Origin of the sequence: Synechocystis sp. FACHB-383, from assembly GCF_014698605.1 — a bacterium.
In the GTDB taxonomy this organism is placed as follows: Bacteria; Cyanobacteriota; Cyanobacteriia; order Cyanobacteriales; family Microcystaceae; genus Synechocystis; species Synechocystis salina.
In genome coordinates this window covers 1-16,471 of sequence record NZ_JACJTJ010000053.1, presented here as the reverse complement: position 1 = coordinate 16,471, position 16,471 = coordinate 1, and the positions used below count along the sequence as shown (strand labels likewise).

Genomic DNA, 16,471 nt, shown 5'->3' with positions numbered 1-16,471 from the left:
GACAATTGCTATGCCTGATATGCCCACCATTGCGAGCGAGAACCAACCATCAAAGGACCAGCGGGCTGTGCTGTCCGGGCAGATTAGCCAGGGGCAAGCGGAGAGCCTGCAGACCATGCGTAGTGTGCGGTCAACCATGGCCACCACGGGGGAACAACTGGAAAATCTGGATAGTTCCACCCAGGAAATTGCCAATGCGATTAACTTGATTCGACAATTTGCGGCCCAGACCCATCTGTTGGCGCTGAAAGCATCTATTGAAGCGGCCCGGGCCGGGGAAGAAGGTAGGGGCTTTTCGGTCATTGCGGACGAAGTGCGGAGCTTGGCGGCCCAATCGGCGGAGGCAACGGCGGCCATGGAAGCCTTAATTGTGACCATCCAGTCCCAGGCGAGGGAATTGACCAGCAGCATCAAGGCCAGCAACCAGCAACTGAATAGCCATAACCAGCAACTGGAAACCAATCAGCAGTATTGGCAACAGCTAGCTGCCACCCTTTTGCCCCACTCCTAACACCCCCATTGCCTCCATGCTCAACTCCGATATCCGTGACCACGCCTACCAGTTTTTCATTGAAGAAGCACCGGAATTGCTCAGTGTGATTGAAATGAGCTTGCTGGAGTTGAGGGGGGAGAGAACACCAGCCCAGATCCATGGCATTATGCGGGCAGCCCATTCCATTAAGGGGGGAGCGGCCAGTGTGCAACTGCCGGCCATTGAGGAGTTAGCCCACCGACTGGAGGATATTTTCAAGGCGTTGTATAACGATGCGGTGGTGGTGGATGAAACCATGGAGGGACTGCTATTGGCAGGGTTTGACCACCTGAAACAAGCCCTCACCACCCAGATTGAAACGGGGCAGTTGGACCATAGTGAGGTTTTGGAGCAAGGGTTGCCGGTGATTGCGGCCATTGAGGAACAGTTGGGGGAGCATCTGGCGGCGGGGGAACAGTTTTTGCCCAGCTCGGCGGATTTGGGGGTGGACATTGTGGCGTCGTTGTTTGAGGTGGATGTTGCCCAGGGATTGACGGAGATTAGCACTGCGTTAGCGGGGAGAGACCAGGAAACATTGCGGGCAACGTTGGGGACGCAAACAGAAATTTTTGCTGGGCTGGCGGAAATTTTAAATTTGCCTGGGTTTAGGGAAATTACCGACCTGGTGGCCCAGGGTTTGGGGAATCCTGGGGTGCCCATGGGGGAATTGGCGCGGGTAGCGCTGGAGAATTGGCAGCATAGCTGTGGACAAGTGTTGGAAAAGGGCGATCGCCAACGGGGGGGAGAACCCAGTGAAGCCTTGGTGGCGTTGGTGCGGGGGCCGGGGGAAGGGGACCAGGAGGCCATGGCGGGGTTGGAAGACGTGTTTGGGGGTTTCAAGGCCGGGGAAGAATTTTTGGGCATGGACTTTCCAGAGCTGGGGGAAATCCCCACCGCTATCAGCACAGCGGAGGAAAATGTGTTTGCGGAATGGGAGGAAGAGCCGACGGCAATGCTGGTCCAGTCCGGAGAAGGGGCAATTCCCGCCAGCGATCGCCAACCCAACTTGGGGCCAGAAAGGGTGAACCTGGAGGAACCGGCCTACCGATTTTTCATTGAGGAAGCGCCCACCCTGTTGCAGGAAATAGAAACGGGGCTATTGACCATTGGGCAAGACCGGTCAGCGGCGGTGGTCCATGGCATTATGCGGGCGGCCCATTCCCTCAAGGGGGGAGCGGCCAGTGTAGGGCTGGAAACCATCAAACAGATCGCCCATCGGCTGGAGGATATTTTTAAGGCGCTTTATAACGAAGAGGTGGCCATAGACCAAACCATGGAAACCCTCTTATTGCAAGGATTTGACTGCCTGCGGAACCCGTTGGAGCAACAGATTGACCAGGGGTACTACGACCCAGAAACGGCTTGGCAGAGTGCTCAGGGGCCCATTATTAACCTAGAGCAACGGCTGGGTCCCCATTTGGCCGCAGGGGAACAGTTTTTGCCCAGCTCCGCTGACCTAGGGGTGGATGTGGTGGCGTCGGTATTTGAAGTGGACATTGCCGAGGGCATGGCAGCGGTGGCGGCGGCCCAACAGCAGGGGACGGAATCGTTGCGGGAGGCCTTGACTAGCCAAACGGAAATTTTCCTGGGACTGGCGGAAATTCTTAATTTATCGGGGTTCCAAGATATTTGTGTAGCGGTGCAGCAGGCCCTGACGGCCAACCCGGAGCAATTGTCTACCATTGCCACCCAAGCTTTGACTGATTGGCAGGCCGGTGCTCAGCAAGTGCTGGAAAACGGCGATCGCCAACGGGGAGGAGAAGCAAGTGCCGAACTTTTAGCTCTGGGGCAAAGGCTTGTTCCTCCGGTAGAACCCCGGCCCCAACTGACTTCGGCTCCGGCTCCGGTATTGGGGGATCTATTTTTTGGCGATGATGAGGACGAGGTAGAGGAAGAACCATCTCCCCCCACTACGCCCATGACTGGGCCATGGCAACCCCAGCCTGAGCCAGAGGCTTTCCCTACCCTGGAGCAAACTCCCATGGAGCCTGAAACAGTGGAGCCCCCCCCTTCCCTGGAGGAAGTTTTTGGCGGGTTGACTGCTGATGTAGTGGTGGAGAACCCAGTCCCTGCCGTGGAGGAAGTGGACCCTTCTGGGGAAACTTTATCTTTAGTGCAGGCGGTGGAAGAGGTTTTTGATTCTTTCCCTCCCCTGGCTCCGGCTCCAGTGCCAACTCCTAAGGCAGAAATCCCAACTCCTCCGGTGGAACATACCCCCGAACGGCGGACGGTACCGAGGGAGCAAAATCCGGCTAATCTTTCCATCCGGGTGGATTTTCAGCGGTTGGAGCGCATGAATAATTGGGTGGGGGAATTGGCCATTAATCGCAATAGCCTCTCTTTGCAAAATCAGCAATTGCAAACGGCGGTGGGGGCCCTGGGGCAACGTTTCGGCACCTTCCAAACCATGGCTTTGAAGTTGAGGCAGTTGGCGGACCAGTTGGCCATCCGGCCGGAAAGGGAGACTATGCTACGGGCCCAGCCGCGACCCCAGGGGTGGCTAGACCACACCTTTGATGCGTTGGAGATGGATTCCTATGGTACCCTCTCGGCCCAGTTGCAGGAAATTTTGGAAGAAATGATGCAGTTAGAAGAGGCGGTGGATGATGTGGTGCTATTTTCCAGGGCGGCCAATCAGACAGTGGATGCCCAAAAGCAGATGCTATTTTCCCTGCGGGACGAGCTGATGTGGGCCCGGATGCTACCCCTGGGAGAAATTCTACAGCGTTTTCCCCGTTTGCTCAGGGATATGGCCAGTAAGTTTAATAAGCCGGTGCAGATCAAACTCCATGGCACGGGGGTGTTGGTTGATCGTTTGGCCCTGGAGAAGCTCTATGATCCCCTGCTCCATTTACTCCGTAATGCTTTTGACCATGGCATTGAGGATACTGATACCCGTTTGGCGGCGGGGAAACCGGCCACGGGCACCATTGAGATCCATGCCTATCACCAGGGTAATCAGACCATTATTGAAATGCGGGATGATGGGGGTGGACTCAACCGAGATAAGATTCTCCGGCGGGCTGTGGAACGGGGCTTGATTAGCGAAGAACAGGGGCAACGGTTGGGGACAGAGCAGATTAATAATTTAATTTTTGAGCCAAACTTTTCCACGGCAGACCAGGTGAGCGAGCTTTCGGGCCGGGGGGTGGGGCTGGATGTAGTGCGGCAACAGTTGCAGGCTCTGAAGGGAACTATTGTGGTATCTTCTCGCCCCGGCCGGGGAACAGTGTTTTCCTTGCGTTTACCCTTGACCCTCACCATTGCTAAGTTGTTGGTGTGTTTGGTGGGGCAGGACCAGGGAGCCCTCACGGCGATCGCCATTCCTTCTGATAGTGTGGCGGAATTGATGGTGCCGACGGCGGAACAACTCAAAACTAGTGGGGGGCAACGTTTTCTCCATTGGCAACAATTGACTATCCCGATTTATTCCTTGGCCCAATTACTGCCCTATCAGTGTCCTTTATCGGAGCGACAAACCAGCAAGCTATTAACCACGGTGCCCCAACCGGACAATTGGCACTTGCCCCTGGTGTTACTCCGGCTCGGTCAGCAATATTACGCCCTAGAGGTGAACCGCTTGGTGACGGAACAGGAATTGGTGATCAAACCCTTTGCGTCCCTGTTGCCTGCCCCTTCTTACCTTTATGGAGCCACTATTTTGGCCGATGGCACCTTAATTCCGGTGGTGAATGGAGCGCTGCTGTTGGAATGGCATTGGCAAAAGGGCACAGATAATTTGGCCATGGCGGAGGCAGGAGGAGAATCGCTCCCCACCCCAGGGCGGAGGGCCAAAACGATTTTGGTGGTGGATGATTCGGCGGCGCTGAGGCGGACTCTGGCTTTCACCCTAGAACGGTCTGGTTATCGGGTGATGCAGGCTAAGGATGGCCAGGAAGCCCTGAAGACCCTAGCCCAAACGGGGGAAGTGGATTTGATTATTTGTGATGTGGAAATGCCCAACCTCAATGGCTTTGAGTTTCTTGGGCAACGACGTCGCAATGCTGAACTGCTCAAAATTCCAGTGGCCATGCTCACTTCCCGCGGCAGCGATAAACACAGACAGTTGGCCAAGACCCTGGGGGCCAATGCCTACTTCACCAAGCCCTACATTGAGCAACAGTTCCTTGGGGCGGTGGAGGAACTCCTGGCCGCTGGTCAGGTATCGGTTAGCAGTTAGTAGTTAAAAATTATCATTTTCCCGCTTGCAAAATATGGCGCCCTATTCATCTTCCGTTGATGCCCCTGTTCATGTTGGTCAGCCCTCTGCCCCCTCTGCTCGACCGGAAAAGTTTCTCCTTTTTGCTGTGGGAAAACTTAACCTGGCCCTACCCATTGCCCTGGTGGTAAAAATTTTGCCCCATGGCCCCAGCCATGGCACTGGCCTGTCGGCCACAGGATTGGTTAACCTAGAAAACCGTTCTGTCACCATGGTGGACCTATATCGTCGCTTTTTTGGGGTGCCCCAGCCCCCGACGGCCCAAACAAAACAGTATTTTATCTTGACTAAAAATCGGAGTGGGGAAGAATTTTGTCTCTTGGTTAATAAAGCTCCCACGTTGCTGGATGTGTTGCCCCAACAAATTCGTCAATTGCCCGATTCCTATCGCCAAAATGACACGCTCCAATCTGCTAGCCATGTAATGTTGGTGGAAGAAAAGTCGGAAAAACTGACTGTCTTTTTGCTCGACCCCGACCTCCTACTTTGAATTGGAAAGTGGATTGGCAAAGAAACTAAATGATGCCCCTAGTCTGATTATTTAATCGGAGTACAGCCTAGGGCGTAATGGCCTGTAGATAAGGAGCAATGTACCTTTTCCCCCGCAGGATAAAATGGGGAGTGAACAGAGAGCTAAATTCCTTTTCCACTAGGTCTTGGGCCCAGCCGAGGCGATCGCCACCATAGGCAATGAATTGGGCTGTGGAATAAGCGTAGTATTCCTGTTTAGCGGTTTGATTATTTTGTTTGAAAGCCTGACGATAAAGCTGGGTTGTCTCCTCCATTAATTGCTCGATCGCCGGCGTAAAAGTAATGATTTTGCCACTGGGACAGATAATTTTTTTAACCTTAATAAAACCAATTACCGTTTGCATACATTCCCGAGTTTGCTCCACCGATAAACAATCTTCGTCCTGGCGACGGAAAGCCCACTGCAAACAACCATTACAGACTTCCAGTACCCGCAAAACCGCTAAATTGTCTAATTCTGCCTCGGCGATCGCCATCAATCCAGGCAAATGTTGTTCAATTTGTTGCTGAAAGCCAGAAAAATCTTCAGCAAAATAGGGTTCCAACTCAGAAATTTCGGCCAGGGCCGACCAGTTAACATAGGTCATCGGCAAATTTAGACAGAGATTGGGAGCATTCTAACAAGGGCAAACCGAAAAAGTTAATTAGTTTCAGCCGTTAAAATCATCACCATGGTAACCTGTGGCATCGCTGGTGATCGATTATAGTAACTTGTAAGACTTATGAGCTATTCATCAAAATACATTTTACTAATTAGCATTCATGGATTGATTCGGGGAGGGGATCTGGAACTGGGCAGAGACGCGGATACCGGTGGGCAAACTAAATATGTGCTGGAACTGGCCCGGGCCTTAGTTAAAAATCCCCAGGTAGCTAGGGTGGATTTAATGACCCGTTTGGTAAAAGACCCCAGGGTAGATGAAGACTACGCCCAACCTCGGGAAAAGATCGGCGATCGGGCCCAGATTGTCCGGATTGAATGCGGTCCGGAGGAATATATTGCCAAGGAAATGCTCTGGGATTATTTGGATAATTTTGCTGACCACGCCCTAGGCTATCTGAAAGAACAGCCCGAATTACCCGATGTCATCCATAGTCACTATGCCGATGCCGGTTATGTGGGCACCAGACTTTCCCACCAATTGGGCATTCCTTTGGTACACACAGGCCACTCCCTGGGGCGTAGTAAGCGCACCCGTCTCCTGCTCAGCGGCATCAAAGCGGACGAAATTGAAAGTCGTTACAACATGGCCCGACGGATTAACGCTGAGGAAGAAACCCTAGGGTCAGCGGCAAGGGTGATTACCAGTACCCATCAAGAAATTGCGGAACAGTATGCCCAGTATGACTATTACCAACCAGACCAGATGTTGGTCATTCCCCCCGGCACCGATCTGGAAAAGTTTTATCCCCCCAAGGGAGACGAGTGGGAAAGCCCCATTGTGACCGAGCTATGTCGATTTTTGCGCGAACCCCGTCAGCCCATCATTCTGGCCCTGTCCCGACCGGATCCCCGCAAGAATATCCACACGTTGATCGAGGCCTATGGCCAGTCACCGGAGTTGCAAGCCCGGGCTAATTTGGTCATTGTGGCGGGCAATCGGGATGATATTACGGATTTGGATATGGGGCCCCGGGAAGTGTTGACGGACTTACTGTTGACCATTGACCGCTACGACCTCTATGGCAAAGTGGCTTACCCCAAGCACAATCACCCGGAAGATGTGTACGATCTGTTTCGCCTCACCGCTTTGTCCCAGGGGGTATTTATCAACCCGGCGTTGACAGAACCCTTTGGTTTAACTCTGATTGAGGCAGCGGCCAGTGGGGTGCCCATTCTGGCCACGGAGGATGGTGGCCCGGTGGATATCATCAAAAACTGTCGGAACGGTTATCTGATCAATCCTCTGGATGAGACGGATATTGTCAATAAATTATTGAGCGTATTAAACGAAAGCGAACAATGGCGAATTTTATCCACTAGGGGTCTAGAGGGGGTTAAGCGCCACTATTCCTGGCACTCCCACGTTGACAGTTACTTGGATGCCCTTAATGCTCTAATGCAACAGACTTCCGTCCTGAAACGGAGTGATCTAAAACGGCGGCGGACTTTGTACTATAACGGTGCCTTGGTCACCAGTTTGGACCAAAATCTACTGGGGGCATTAGAGGGGGGACTACCAGGCGATCGCCAAACTTTGGACGAATTGCTGGAGGTGCTTTATCAACATCGTAAAAATGTCGGATTTTGCATTGCCACTGGGAGAAGATTGGATTCCGTGTTGAAAATTTTGCGGGAGTATCGCATTCCCCAACCGGATATGTTGATCACCAGCATGGGGACGGAAATTTATTCTTCCCCGGATTTGATCCCCGACCAGAGTTGGCGTCATCACATTGATTATTTGTGGAACCGTAACGCCATTATGCGCCTTTTGGGGGAATTGCCTGGTTTGGCGCTCCAACCTAAAGAAGAACTGAGTGCCTATAAAATTAGCTATTTCTACGACGGGGCGATCGCCCCCAGTTTGGAAGAAATCCGGCAACTGTTGCATAAAGGGGAACAGACCGTTAACACAATTATTTCCTTTGGCCAATTTCTGGATATTTTGCCCATCCGCGCTTCCAAAGGCTACGCAGTGCGCTGGTTAAGTCAACAGTGGAACATTTCCCTGGAGCACGTTTTCACCGCCGGGGGGTCGGGGGCTGATGAGGACATGATGCGGGGCAATACCCTTTCCGTCGTTGTCGCCAACCGTCACCACGAGGAACTCTCTAACCTAGGAGAAATTGAGCCAATTTATTTTTCTGAAAAACGTTACGCTGCGGGCATTCTAGACGGTCTCGCCCATTACCGCTTCTTTGAATTATTAGACCCCGTTTGACCAGATTCAGATTGATTCTGCCACGGCGGGCAATGCCTGTTGATAGCTTTTTAACTCCCCACTCCGGGGGCCATAAACCCCTTCAATCTGTTCTTCACAGCAATGGCTGGCAAACTCGTCGAACTCCGCCGGGGCAATGGCAAACATCCGGGCAAAATTATCCGGCTTCACCCGGCAAAAACTAGGCCGGTCTGGATAAATTTCGCAGAGGCGATCGCCGTGGTTGTAATTAATGCACCAACCATCCTCCCCCACTAGGCTGAGGTAAAGGGTTAACTCCTCCGGGGTAAGATACTCAGCCAACTCCGGCCGGTCCTCTGGGGTGAGATTACAACAAGCGCCACACCCCTGCATGCAATACCAAGTTGCCATGGCCAGTCTCCTTCTTCACATAACTTTATGTATTTTTATGACGGCAAGTCCAGGGGACGAAACCAACCCAGCTATTATAGACATTGGTTTTATTATCCTTGCTTACGTTGAGTCTAGCCAGCAGTTTTTAACAGGAGAAATTATGGAATTATTTGCCGCACTCAATTTAGAACCTATTTTTCAGTTGACTTTTCTGGGGCTGATTGTCATTGCTGGGCCCGCCGTGGTTTTTGTGCTCGCTTTCCGGGGCGGTGACCTGTAGGCTTAGCCAAACCCAGTTCGGTCAAGGTGGTGCTAAACCTTCCTTCGGGGAGGTTTTGTGACCTAAGCCCCCGTTGGTAGCAAGATTGACATCCAGAGCCAAAGAAAGATAGATCATATCTACGGCACTCTACAGCACACTTCAACCCATGTTTACCACCCACTCTTTTTCCGACTTCGATAGTGCGGCCCAGGCGGCGTTGACCTATTTGCACCAGCGCATGGGTCTTTCCCTGTGGATGATTACCCGCACTGAGTTGGACGATTGGATTGTGCTCCAGGCAGAGGACCATGGCTATGGGGTCCAAAAGGGGGATGTTTTCCATTGGCCTGATTCCTTTTGTTCCCGTATGGTGAGGGGAGAAGGACCCCATATCGCTCCCCAATCTGATTTGGTGGAGGTTTATCGCAACGCCCCTATCGCCCAACAGGTCCCCATTGGAGCCTATGTGGGGGTGCCCATCACCTACGGCAACGGTGCTCTGTTTGGCACCCTTTGTGCCATTGATCCCCAACCCCAACCGGATAACTTGGCCGATGAATTGCCCCTAGTGGAATTGATTGCCAAATTACTCAGCACTATTCTGGACTTTTTCCTGAAGGCAGAGATGGCTTCCCGACGGGAGGAACAACAGCAATTTTTAACAGAGCGGGATGAAGTTACTGGATTTTACAGCCACTTAGGTTGGGAAAAGTTATTGGCCAGCGAGGAAGCCCGTTGCCAAAAATTTGGCTTTCCCGTCAGTGTGATTATTGTTGATCTAGAAGAAGGACAAAGACCCCCCGCAGAGGTTGATCGCCTGATGGGCCAGGCCGCCAAAATTATTCGTACCATTTGCCGTCAAGAGGATTTATGTGCCCGCATTGGCGCCAGGCAATTTGCCATCCTTTGCATTGAGTGCCACATCAGCCAAGCGGATTTTATTCGAGAAAGACTAGCCCTCGGTTTCCAGCAGGGAAATATCACTGTGGACCTGGGCATTGCAGAGCGTTCCCCCCAACAAGGGCTCCATGCCGCAGTGGATATGGCGAAGTCGGCCGCCCACGAACAGGGACGGTTCCGCACAAAAGTCAAAGTTTAAGTGCTCAAAACCGTTTTTCTTGTCATACCGCCCATCCATCGGCAAGTGGTTCCCCTATCGCCAACAAATTTTTGACAATGGCACGGATATTGGCGGAGCTGTAATCGTTAGGCCGGGCTTGATCATACCGCCATGGCGATCGCCAGCGATTCACTCAATCGGGTGAGTGGAGGGCCCTAAATTTTAGTTTAGAATCGTAAATACAGTGAGGTTAAGAAATAAGCAGAACTCGACGCGATTTCCTCCTCACACACGAAAATCTGATTACCGTCCTCCGGGGCGGTTTTTTTCTGAGAAGAGGGCAAAATGGGAAAGTGTTTTCCTGTGAGTATTGCCCAGCATGGCCGCCGATTCTCCTTCCCCTCCTGTTAGTCTCCCTTCATCCACTCCCCCTTCTAGTAACCCAGGACGATTGTTGGGGCTATTGACGGCATTACTTTATGGCTTATTTACCCTGTTGCCCAATAGCAATAGTTTGTTGGTGAGTTGGCCCTGGGTCTTTGTTTGGCAAACTTGGCTTTGGTTGACTGTGCTGTGGTGTCTGTGGCAAATCGGGCAAAATAAACGCTTAATTTCCCTCGGACTGGGGTTCGACTGGTTGCTGTTGGCATTGGCGATCGCCGTAGCGGTGGGGAACATGACAGCCCAATTTCCTGCCCAGGCCCATTGGCATAGCTGGACGTTACTAGCTTTTCTAGCCGGTTTATATGGATTACGAGGTTGGCTAAAAATTCAACCCCAACCCCTGGTAACTATCAATAAACTATTAACTTGGCAGGGCTATGTCGGCTTTGCTTTTATTGTCATTAGCCTATTGCTTTGGTTTACTCAAACCCTAATTCCGTTCTGGCAATCGGCGGCGATCGCCAAGGAAATGGGCCTCACTAAAACCTTTAGCTTTGGGGTATTGGAATTACAAAATTGGGCCCCCATTGGTCACCAAAATTACGTGGCGGGTTACTTGGTATTAATTTTGCCCCTGCTAAGTGTTTTAATTTGGCTCAATCAAGGCAAAAAACGCTGGTTTTGGGCCATGGCTTTAGCACTGGGTTTAATCGATTTTTACACCACTAGCTCCCGGGGCGGCCTGTTAGGTTTGGCGACCTTATTACTACTAGCTATTATTGGCGTTGGTTTACTGCGTAGGTTGCCTTGGCTTTGGTGGTTGGGTCTAAGCAGTATGGCGATCGCCGTGGTGGGAATTTTTATCGGCACCAATGACCGTTTACTAACTAGTTTCACCGGCATAATGGGAGGGCAAGGGGCGGGACAGTTCGCCTATCGTTTAATTAATTTTGAAATTGGTTGGCGCATGGGTTCAGCCCATCCTTGGACTGGCATTGGCCTGGGCAATGTACCCCTGCAATATCAACTTTATCGACCGGTGTGGGCCGGGCGGGAATCGGAATTTATTTACCAGCTCCACTCCACCCCAGCCCAATTATTGGCGGAATTAGGAATTTGGGGCGTATTAATTCCTTCACTGTTAACCGTTGGTTTAATTTGGCAGTTAATTCGCAGTTTAATGAATAGGAATTTAGTTACCGCTAAGGACAATAGCGTTGATTTAAACACAGTAAAAATTCTAATTTGGACCCTCACTAGTGCCCTGGTAGCCTACGGGGTGACTAGTTGGACAGACTATCAATTAGACAATGTTTGCATTAGCGGCATTATTATTATTTATTTTGCCTGTTTACTACAGCTTTGCTCTCCCGATCCAGTAATACCAGAACCTAGCCGTTTTGCCCGCCCCGTTTTTTTAGCTGGCCTTGCTTTCCTCTTGGCGATCGCCGTGTGGTTATTTCCCATTTTGCGGGCTTGGCAACTATCAGAAGTGGCTTTCCGGGCTTTGGCGGCGGAAAAGGTGCCGGCCTTCACCCAATACCTCACCCAAGCGGAAAATCTTGCCCCCTGGGAAGCCTATTACCCCACTCAGTTGGGTTGGAATTTGGGCAACATTGCTTTAAACACTGCCGATCCCGGGGAACGGGAGGAATTGATCAATAGGGCGATCGCCGCCTTGGAGCGGAGTATTGAAGCTTCTCCCCACCAGGAATTTACCCATAACAATTTGGGCTGGTTAGCCCTGGGCCAAGCCCCCCCCCAAGCTAGTCAATCCTTTGCCACCGCCAGCCAGTTAGTGCCGGCCAAGCGGGGGGTTTTCTACGGTCTAGGACTAAGCCTGTTGGTGCAACAAAAGTTAGACTTGGCGATCGAAGCTTTTAGTTTGGAATGTCTGCGGGATCCTCTGTTTATCACCAATCCCCTCTGGCGCAATCCCAATTTTGCCCCGCTTTACCCACCCTTGATGGCAAAAATCCAGTCTACCCTCAGTCAACTGCGGCAAGAACATGGCGATGATGGGGATTACCAAAAACTGTTGGGGCAAATCCAGGGGGGAATCCATTGGTGGTTGGGACAATTTTCCCAGGCAGAGGCAGAGTTGAATCAATTTGGCGATCGCCAGGCCCAGGCCGTGGTGGGATTAAGCAAAAATCCGACCCAACTAGAGGAATATCTCCCCGCCTTAGGTAACGTCGCCATCCAAGTGGTGCAAGCTTGGCAAAACCCCGCCCAGGCTAGGGAATTAATCAATCAAGCTTGGTTACAGGTTAATGGAACCCCCATGCCAGAACCCTTGTTACAACAAACCCTCGGTTCCCTGCAACAGGCCCCCGACTTCTACACTTGGTTGACGGATTACGCTCCCATACTCCAGTACCGTCGTCAGAGATTAGGTTTTGGGGTCAACTCAAGGCACATTGACGGCCCCAACCCCAGCGATTTCTATCAAGTAACGGAAAATCTTCCCCTGGTAACTTGGTTTCCCTTTATGTTACCTTCCCCCATCCTGGCCCCGGCCTTAGACAATGCCCTCCAGCCTTTGCGGTTAGAACTCTGGCAGGCGATCGCCAAGGATTAGCAGAGATAGGTTTGAGATGCAAAATTTACTGAGCGTAATTTTATGTGGCTAACCCAGGGATTGGCCAGTCCGAAAAATATCAGGTGGGAAAATAATGAAACAAAATAAACTGGCTTGGTTTTGGCTCCTTGCTTTGGTAGGTTTATTGACGGTGGGGGTAATGGGCAAAGTGAATCAGTCATCCCCCAGTCCAGAAAGTTTTATCCCATCAACCAAGGAACCCATTATCCTAACTGTGGCGGCGGCGGCCAGTTTGCAGGATGCCATCGCAGCATTGGATCCCGTCTTTGAATCGACCCATCCAAACATTGGGGTGAACTATAATTTTGCTGCTTCCGGCACATTGCAACAGCAAATTGAACAGGGGGCCAAGGTTGATCTATTTATCTCCGCCGCCGCCAAACAAATGGATAGGTTGGAAGCCAAGAATTTAATTGACAAAGATAGCCGTCGCAATTTGCTCAGCAATCGTTTGGCTTTGATTGTTCCCCAGAATTCCACCCTGAATATTAAGACGTTTGATCAACTGGCCGATGCCCCAGTTAAGCGTATTGCCATGGGGGAGCCCCGCAGTGTGCCGGCCGGACAATACGCGGAAGAAGTGTTCCTCAACCTCGGCATATTGCCGCAGTTACAGCCTAAATTTGTCTATGGCAACTCTGTGCGGAGTGTGCTCAGTGCCGTTGAGAGTGGCAATGCCGATGCCGGGATTGTCTATGCCACCGATGCCCAAATTTCAAAACGGGTGAAGACGGTAACCATGGCCCCCCCAAATTCACACGCTCCTATTGTTTATCCGATCGCCGTGATTAAGGCTAGTGACCACCCAGACGCGGCCCATACCTATGCGGCATTTCTGGCCAGTCCAGCGGCACAGAATGCTTTTAGTCAATATGGTTTTGGCCCCGGTCAATAATTTGCCTGCCCCTCCAACCTGTCCCCCATATCCCCTTGATGGTCACCGAACTGACTCCCCTCTGGATTTCCCTTAAAACCGCAGGCTTGGCAACGATCGCCACATTTATCCTTGGTATTACGGCGGCCTATTGGATGCTGGGCACCCAGAGTCCTTGGAAATCAGTGATAGAGAGCATTTTCATCGCCCCTTTAATCCTGCCCCCCACGGTCGTCGGCTTTTTATTGTTGTTATTGTTTGGGAAAAATGGCCCAGTGGGAAAACTAACTGCCGAGTTGGGTTTCACCATTGTATTCACCTGGTATGCCGCAGTGGTAACGGCAACGGTTGTCTCTTTTCCCCTCATGTACAAAACCGCCCTGGGAGCATTTGAGCAAGTCGATCGCCATCTCTTGCAAGTTGCCCAAACCCTGGGGGCTTCGAAAAGATATATTTTTTGGCGGGTTTTACTGCCCCTTTCCATCCCCGGCATTGTAGCTGGTACGACCCTCGCCTTTGCCCGTTCCCTAGGGGAATTTGGGGCCACCCTGATGCTGGCGGGGAATATTCCTGGTCAAACCCAAACCATCCCAATGGCGATTTACTTTGCCACGGAAGCGGGGGCCATGCAGGAGGCCTGGCTATGGGTCAGCATCATTCTGTCCCTTTCCCTGTCCGGTATTGTGGCCGCCAATATGTGGCAAAACCACTATGAAACTAGGGTTCAGGGCCGACATTCCCCGGCGATCGCCTCTTCTCCGTCGGCACATCCATCCATCGAGGCGGTGACTGTTTCACAACAAGAACCAGGGCTAAGCCTTCCCTTTTCTTATCCAGTGCAACGAAAAAATGCCCCAGGGATTGAGGTCAAACTACAAAAACAATTAGCCCAATTTACCCTAGACGTGGCCTTTACCGCCCAGGGGGAAACGGTGGGATTGTTGGGGGCATCGGGCTCCGGGAAAAGCATGACACTGCGTTGCCTTGCGGGGGTAGAAACGCCGACCCAAGGAAGGATTATCCTGAATGGTCGCACCCTGTTTGATTCACAACGGAATATCAATGTGCCCAGCCATGAACGGAGAGTTGGTTTAGTGTTGCAAAACTACGCCCTGTTTCCCCATCTGACAGTGGCCGAGAATATTGCGTTTGGGTTACGGCACCTCCCCGCCCACCGGCGATCGCTCCGGGTCAGGCAGCAATTACTTTTAGTAAATTTAGAAAAAATGGGCGATCGTTATCCCCATCAGCTATCCGGCGGCCAGCAACAGCGAGTGGCCCTGGCCAGGGCCTTAGCTCCCGAGCCAGACGTACTGTTATTAGATGAGCCTTTTTCTGCCCTAGATACCCATTTGCGCCATGAAATGGAAAAGCAACTACTGAAAACCCTTGCCAGCTACCAAGGATTTACCCTATTTGTCAGCCATAACCTGGAAGAAGCCTATCGGCTTTGTCAGAAATTACTTGTACTCAATCAAGGCAAACTGGTGGCAACGGGGGATAAGCAGGCCGTCTTTGACCACCCCAATACCCTCACCATTGCCCAACTGACTGGCTGTAAAAACTATTCCCCCATTCAGCCCATTGACCGCCACACTGTCTGGGCCTTGGATTGGCAATGCACACTGCAAACCATGGCACCGGTTTCTTCTTCCCAAACCCACATCGGCGTCCGGGCCCATCAAATTAGATTTTTGGATAGTTTTGATCAAGAGCATTCCCCCATCAATACTTTTCCTGGTTGGGTGGTGTGGACCAGTGAAACCCCCCATCGCATGACTGTCTATCTCAAGTTGGGCAAGCCGCCCCTCAATGGCGATGATTACCATCTACAGGCAGAAGTATTCAAAGAAAAATGGGAAATATTGCGTCAGCGTCCCCAGCCCTGGCCTGTGTGCCTGGAGCCCCGCCGACTGATGTTGTTGCATCCCGGTTGAGCAAAAATGGTTTGATGGGAATTTTTAGATATTTTTGTGTTGCAATGTAAAAGTTTGATGTTGCGTTGAAATTATCAAATCTTAAGAGGACACAACATCCCTAAAATTCCAATGTTAAACTAGAAACCAATGCCTGCCCCCCCCGATGATTGGGAGAACAATTATGAATCCGCTCAAGATTAAAATGGATTCTTTGAAATTATCCGACGAGCAGTTTTATAAACTTTGTCAAAGTAACAATGATTTACGATTTGAGAGAACTTATCAGGGAGATTTAATCATTATGTCCCCTACGGGTGGAGAAACTGGGAATCGTAATCTTGAAATTGCTTATCAGCTTCAGGGTTGGAGTCGCAGTAACAGATTAGGCATTGCATTTGATTCTTCCACGGGCTTTAAACTCTCCAATGGTGCGGATCGATCCCCCGATGCGGCCTGGATTTCCCTAGAAAAATGGACAGCATTAACGCCAGAGGAAAAACAAGGGTTTGTGCCCCTTTGTCCTGATTTCGTGATTGAGTTGCGATCGCCGAGTGACAGTTTAAAGCCCCTACAGGAAAAAATGGCAGAATATTTGGAAAATGGCACGCGTTTGGGTTGGCTGATTAATCGACAAAGTAAAGAAGTGGAAATTTATCGTCAGGGTCAAGGGGTTGAAGTAGTCGATAATCCCAGTAGTTTATCAGGGGAAAATGTTTTACCAATGTTTATCTTGGACCTGATTGACTGACAAAAGTTTAAGAGGACTCGTAGGAGTAGACCTGGAGAGTAAACTCAAGGGCATAAAGGCGGCGGTGGTGCTGACGACGGGAAGCCATAGCCGGTTGAGGG

At 51.3% G+C, this 16,471-nt stretch carries 12 protein-coding genes; 10 read left to right on the top strand and 2 right to left on the bottom strand.

Annotation, left to right across the window (positions count from 1 at the left end; all coding sequences use genetic code 11):
- Nucleotides 1–10: 10 nt before the first annotated feature.
- Genes H6G45_RS16820 through H6G45_RS16810 form a run of 3 tightly spaced genes read left to right on the top strand, consistent with a single transcriptional unit; the run spans nt 11 to nt 5,241 of the window.
- Complete coding sequence (locus tag H6G45_RS16820; RefSeq protein WP_228017328.1) at nt 11–511, top strand: methyl-accepting chemotaxis protein; 501 nt, start codon at nt 11–13, stop codon at nt 509–511.
- A 16-nt stretch (nt 512–527) separates the two neighbouring features.
- Nucleotides 528–4,712, top strand: coding sequence for an Hpt domain-containing protein (locus tag H6G45_RS16815; RefSeq protein ID WP_190599550.1), 4,185 nt, complete (start codon nt 528–530; stop codon nt 4,710–4,712).
- A 34-nt stretch (nt 4,713–4,746) separates the two neighbouring features.
- Entirely contained in the window at nt 4,747–5,241 is a 495-nt protein-coding gene (locus tag H6G45_RS16810; RefSeq protein WP_190599549.1) for a CheW domain-containing protein, read from the top strand.
- Between the two features lie 67 nt (nt 5,242–5,308).
- Here H6G45_RS16810 and H6G45_RS16805 read toward each other — a convergent pair whose 3' ends face one another.
- Nucleotides 5,309–5,869, bottom strand: a complete 561-nt coding sequence (locus H6G45_RS16805; RefSeq protein ID WP_190599548.1) for a hypothetical protein — start codon at nt 5,867–5,869, stop codon at nt 5,309–5,311.
- A gap of 135 nt (nt 5,870–6,004) precedes the next feature.
- Between H6G45_RS16805 and H6G45_RS16800 the strand changes: the two genes are divergently transcribed.
- Complete coding sequence (locus tag H6G45_RS16800) at nt 6,005–8,167, top strand: HAD-IIB family hydrolase (RefSeq protein ID WP_190599547.1); 2,163 nt, start codon at nt 6,005–6,007, stop codon at nt 8,165–8,167.
- A 6-nt stretch (nt 8,168–8,173) separates the two neighbouring features.
- On the opposite strand, the gene H6G45_RS16795 is transcribed toward H6G45_RS16800, so the two are convergent.
- The gene (locus H6G45_RS16795; RefSeq protein ID WP_190599546.1) at nt 8,174–8,539 is read right to left on the bottom strand and encodes a YkgJ family cysteine cluster protein; all 366 of its coding nucleotides are present in this window, start codon (nt 8,537–8,539) and stop codon (nt 8,174–8,176) included.
- Nucleotides 8,540–8,681: 142 nt separating this feature from the next.
- On the opposite strand from H6G45_RS16795, the gene H6G45_RS16790 reads away from it, so the two are divergent.
- The 6 genes from H6G45_RS16790 to H6G45_RS16765 all read left to right on the top strand — a co-directional run bounded on the left by H6G45_RS16790 (nt 8,682) and on the right by H6G45_RS16765 (nt 16,370).
- Nucleotides 8,682–8,801 carry a photosystem II reaction center protein Ycf12 gene (locus H6G45_RS16790; RefSeq protein ID WP_190599593.1) on the top strand — a complete coding sequence of 40 codons (120 nt, stop codon included), beginning with the start codon at nt 8,682–8,684 and terminating at the stop codon, nt 8,799–8,801.
- A gap of 148 nt (nt 8,802–8,949) precedes the next feature.
- Complete coding sequence (locus H6G45_RS16785; RefSeq protein WP_190599545.1) at nt 8,950–9,882, top strand: diguanylate cyclase; 933 nt, start codon at nt 8,950–8,952, stop codon at nt 9,880–9,882.
- Between the two features lie 340 nt (nt 9,883–10,222).
- Nucleotides 10,223–12,808, top strand: coding sequence for an O-antigen ligase family protein (locus H6G45_RS16780; protein WP_190599544.1), 2,586 nt, complete (start codon nt 10,223–10,225; stop codon nt 12,806–12,808).
- A gap of 94 nt (nt 12,809–12,902) precedes the next feature.
- Nucleotides 12,903–13,724 (top strand): molybdate ABC transporter substrate-binding protein, encoded by an 822-nt coding sequence (gene modA, locus H6G45_RS16775; RefSeq protein ID WP_190599543.1) that lies wholly within the window; start codon nt 12,903–12,905, stop codon nt 13,722–13,724.
- A 38-nt stretch (nt 13,725–13,762) separates the two neighbouring features.
- Nucleotides 13,763–15,640 carry a molybdate ABC transporter permease subunit gene (gene modB / locus H6G45_RS16770; protein WP_190599542.1) on the top strand — a complete coding sequence of 626 codons (1,878 nt, stop codon included), beginning with the start codon at nt 13,763–13,765 and terminating at the stop codon, nt 15,638–15,640.
- Nucleotides 15,641–15,785: 145 nt separating this feature from the next.
- Nucleotides 15,786–16,370, top strand: coding sequence for a Uma2 family endonuclease (locus H6G45_RS16765; RefSeq protein ID WP_347338288.1), 585 nt, complete (start codon nt 15,786–15,788; stop codon nt 16,368–16,370).
- Nucleotides 16,371–16,471 lie beyond the last annotated feature (101 nt).

Excerpts from the sequence above, each read along its gene's own strand:
- H6G45_RS16820 (WP_228017328.1), top strand. The coding sequence starts at position 11 with ATGCCTGATATGCCCACCATTGCGAGCGAGAACCAACCATCAAAGGAC.
- H6G45_RS16815 (WP_190599550.1), top strand. The coding sequence starts at position 528 with ATGCTCAACTCCGATATCCGTGACCACGCCTACCAGTTTTTCATTGAA.
- H6G45_RS16810 (WP_190599549.1), top strand. The coding sequence starts at position 4,747 with ATGGCGCCCTATTCATCTTCCGTTGATGCCCCTGTTCATGTTGGTCAG.
- H6G45_RS16805 (WP_190599548.1), bottom strand. The coding sequence starts at position 5,869 with ATGACCTATGTTAACTGGTCGGCCCTGGCCGAAATTTCTGAGTTGGAA.
- H6G45_RS16800 (WP_190599547.1), top strand. The coding sequence starts at position 6,005 with ATGAGCTATTCATCAAAATACATTTTACTAATTAGCATTCATGGATTG.
- H6G45_RS16795 (WP_190599546.1), bottom strand. The coding sequence starts at position 8,539 with ATGGCAACTTGGTATTGCATGCAGGGGTGTGGCGCTTGTTGTAATCTC.
- H6G45_RS16790 (WP_190599593.1), top strand. The coding sequence starts at position 8,682 with ATGGAATTATTTGCCGCACTCAATTTAGAACCTATTTTTCAGTTGACT.
- H6G45_RS16785 (WP_190599545.1), top strand. The coding sequence starts at position 8,950 with ATGTTTACCACCCACTCTTTTTCCGACTTCGATAGTGCGGCCCAGGCG.
- H6G45_RS16780 (WP_190599544.1), top strand. The coding sequence starts at position 10,223 with ATGGCCGCCGATTCTCCTTCCCCTCCTGTTAGTCTCCCTTCATCCACT.
- modA (WP_190599543.1), top strand. The coding sequence starts at position 12,903 with ATGAAACAAAATAAACTGGCTTGGTTTTGGCTCCTTGCTTTGGTAGGT.
- modB (WP_190599542.1), top strand. The coding sequence starts at position 13,763 with ATGGTCACCGAACTGACTCCCCTCTGGATTTCCCTTAAAACCGCAGGC.
- H6G45_RS16765 (WP_347338288.1), top strand. The coding sequence starts at position 15,786 with ATGATTGGGAGAACAATTATGAATCCGCTCAAGATTAAAATGGATTCT.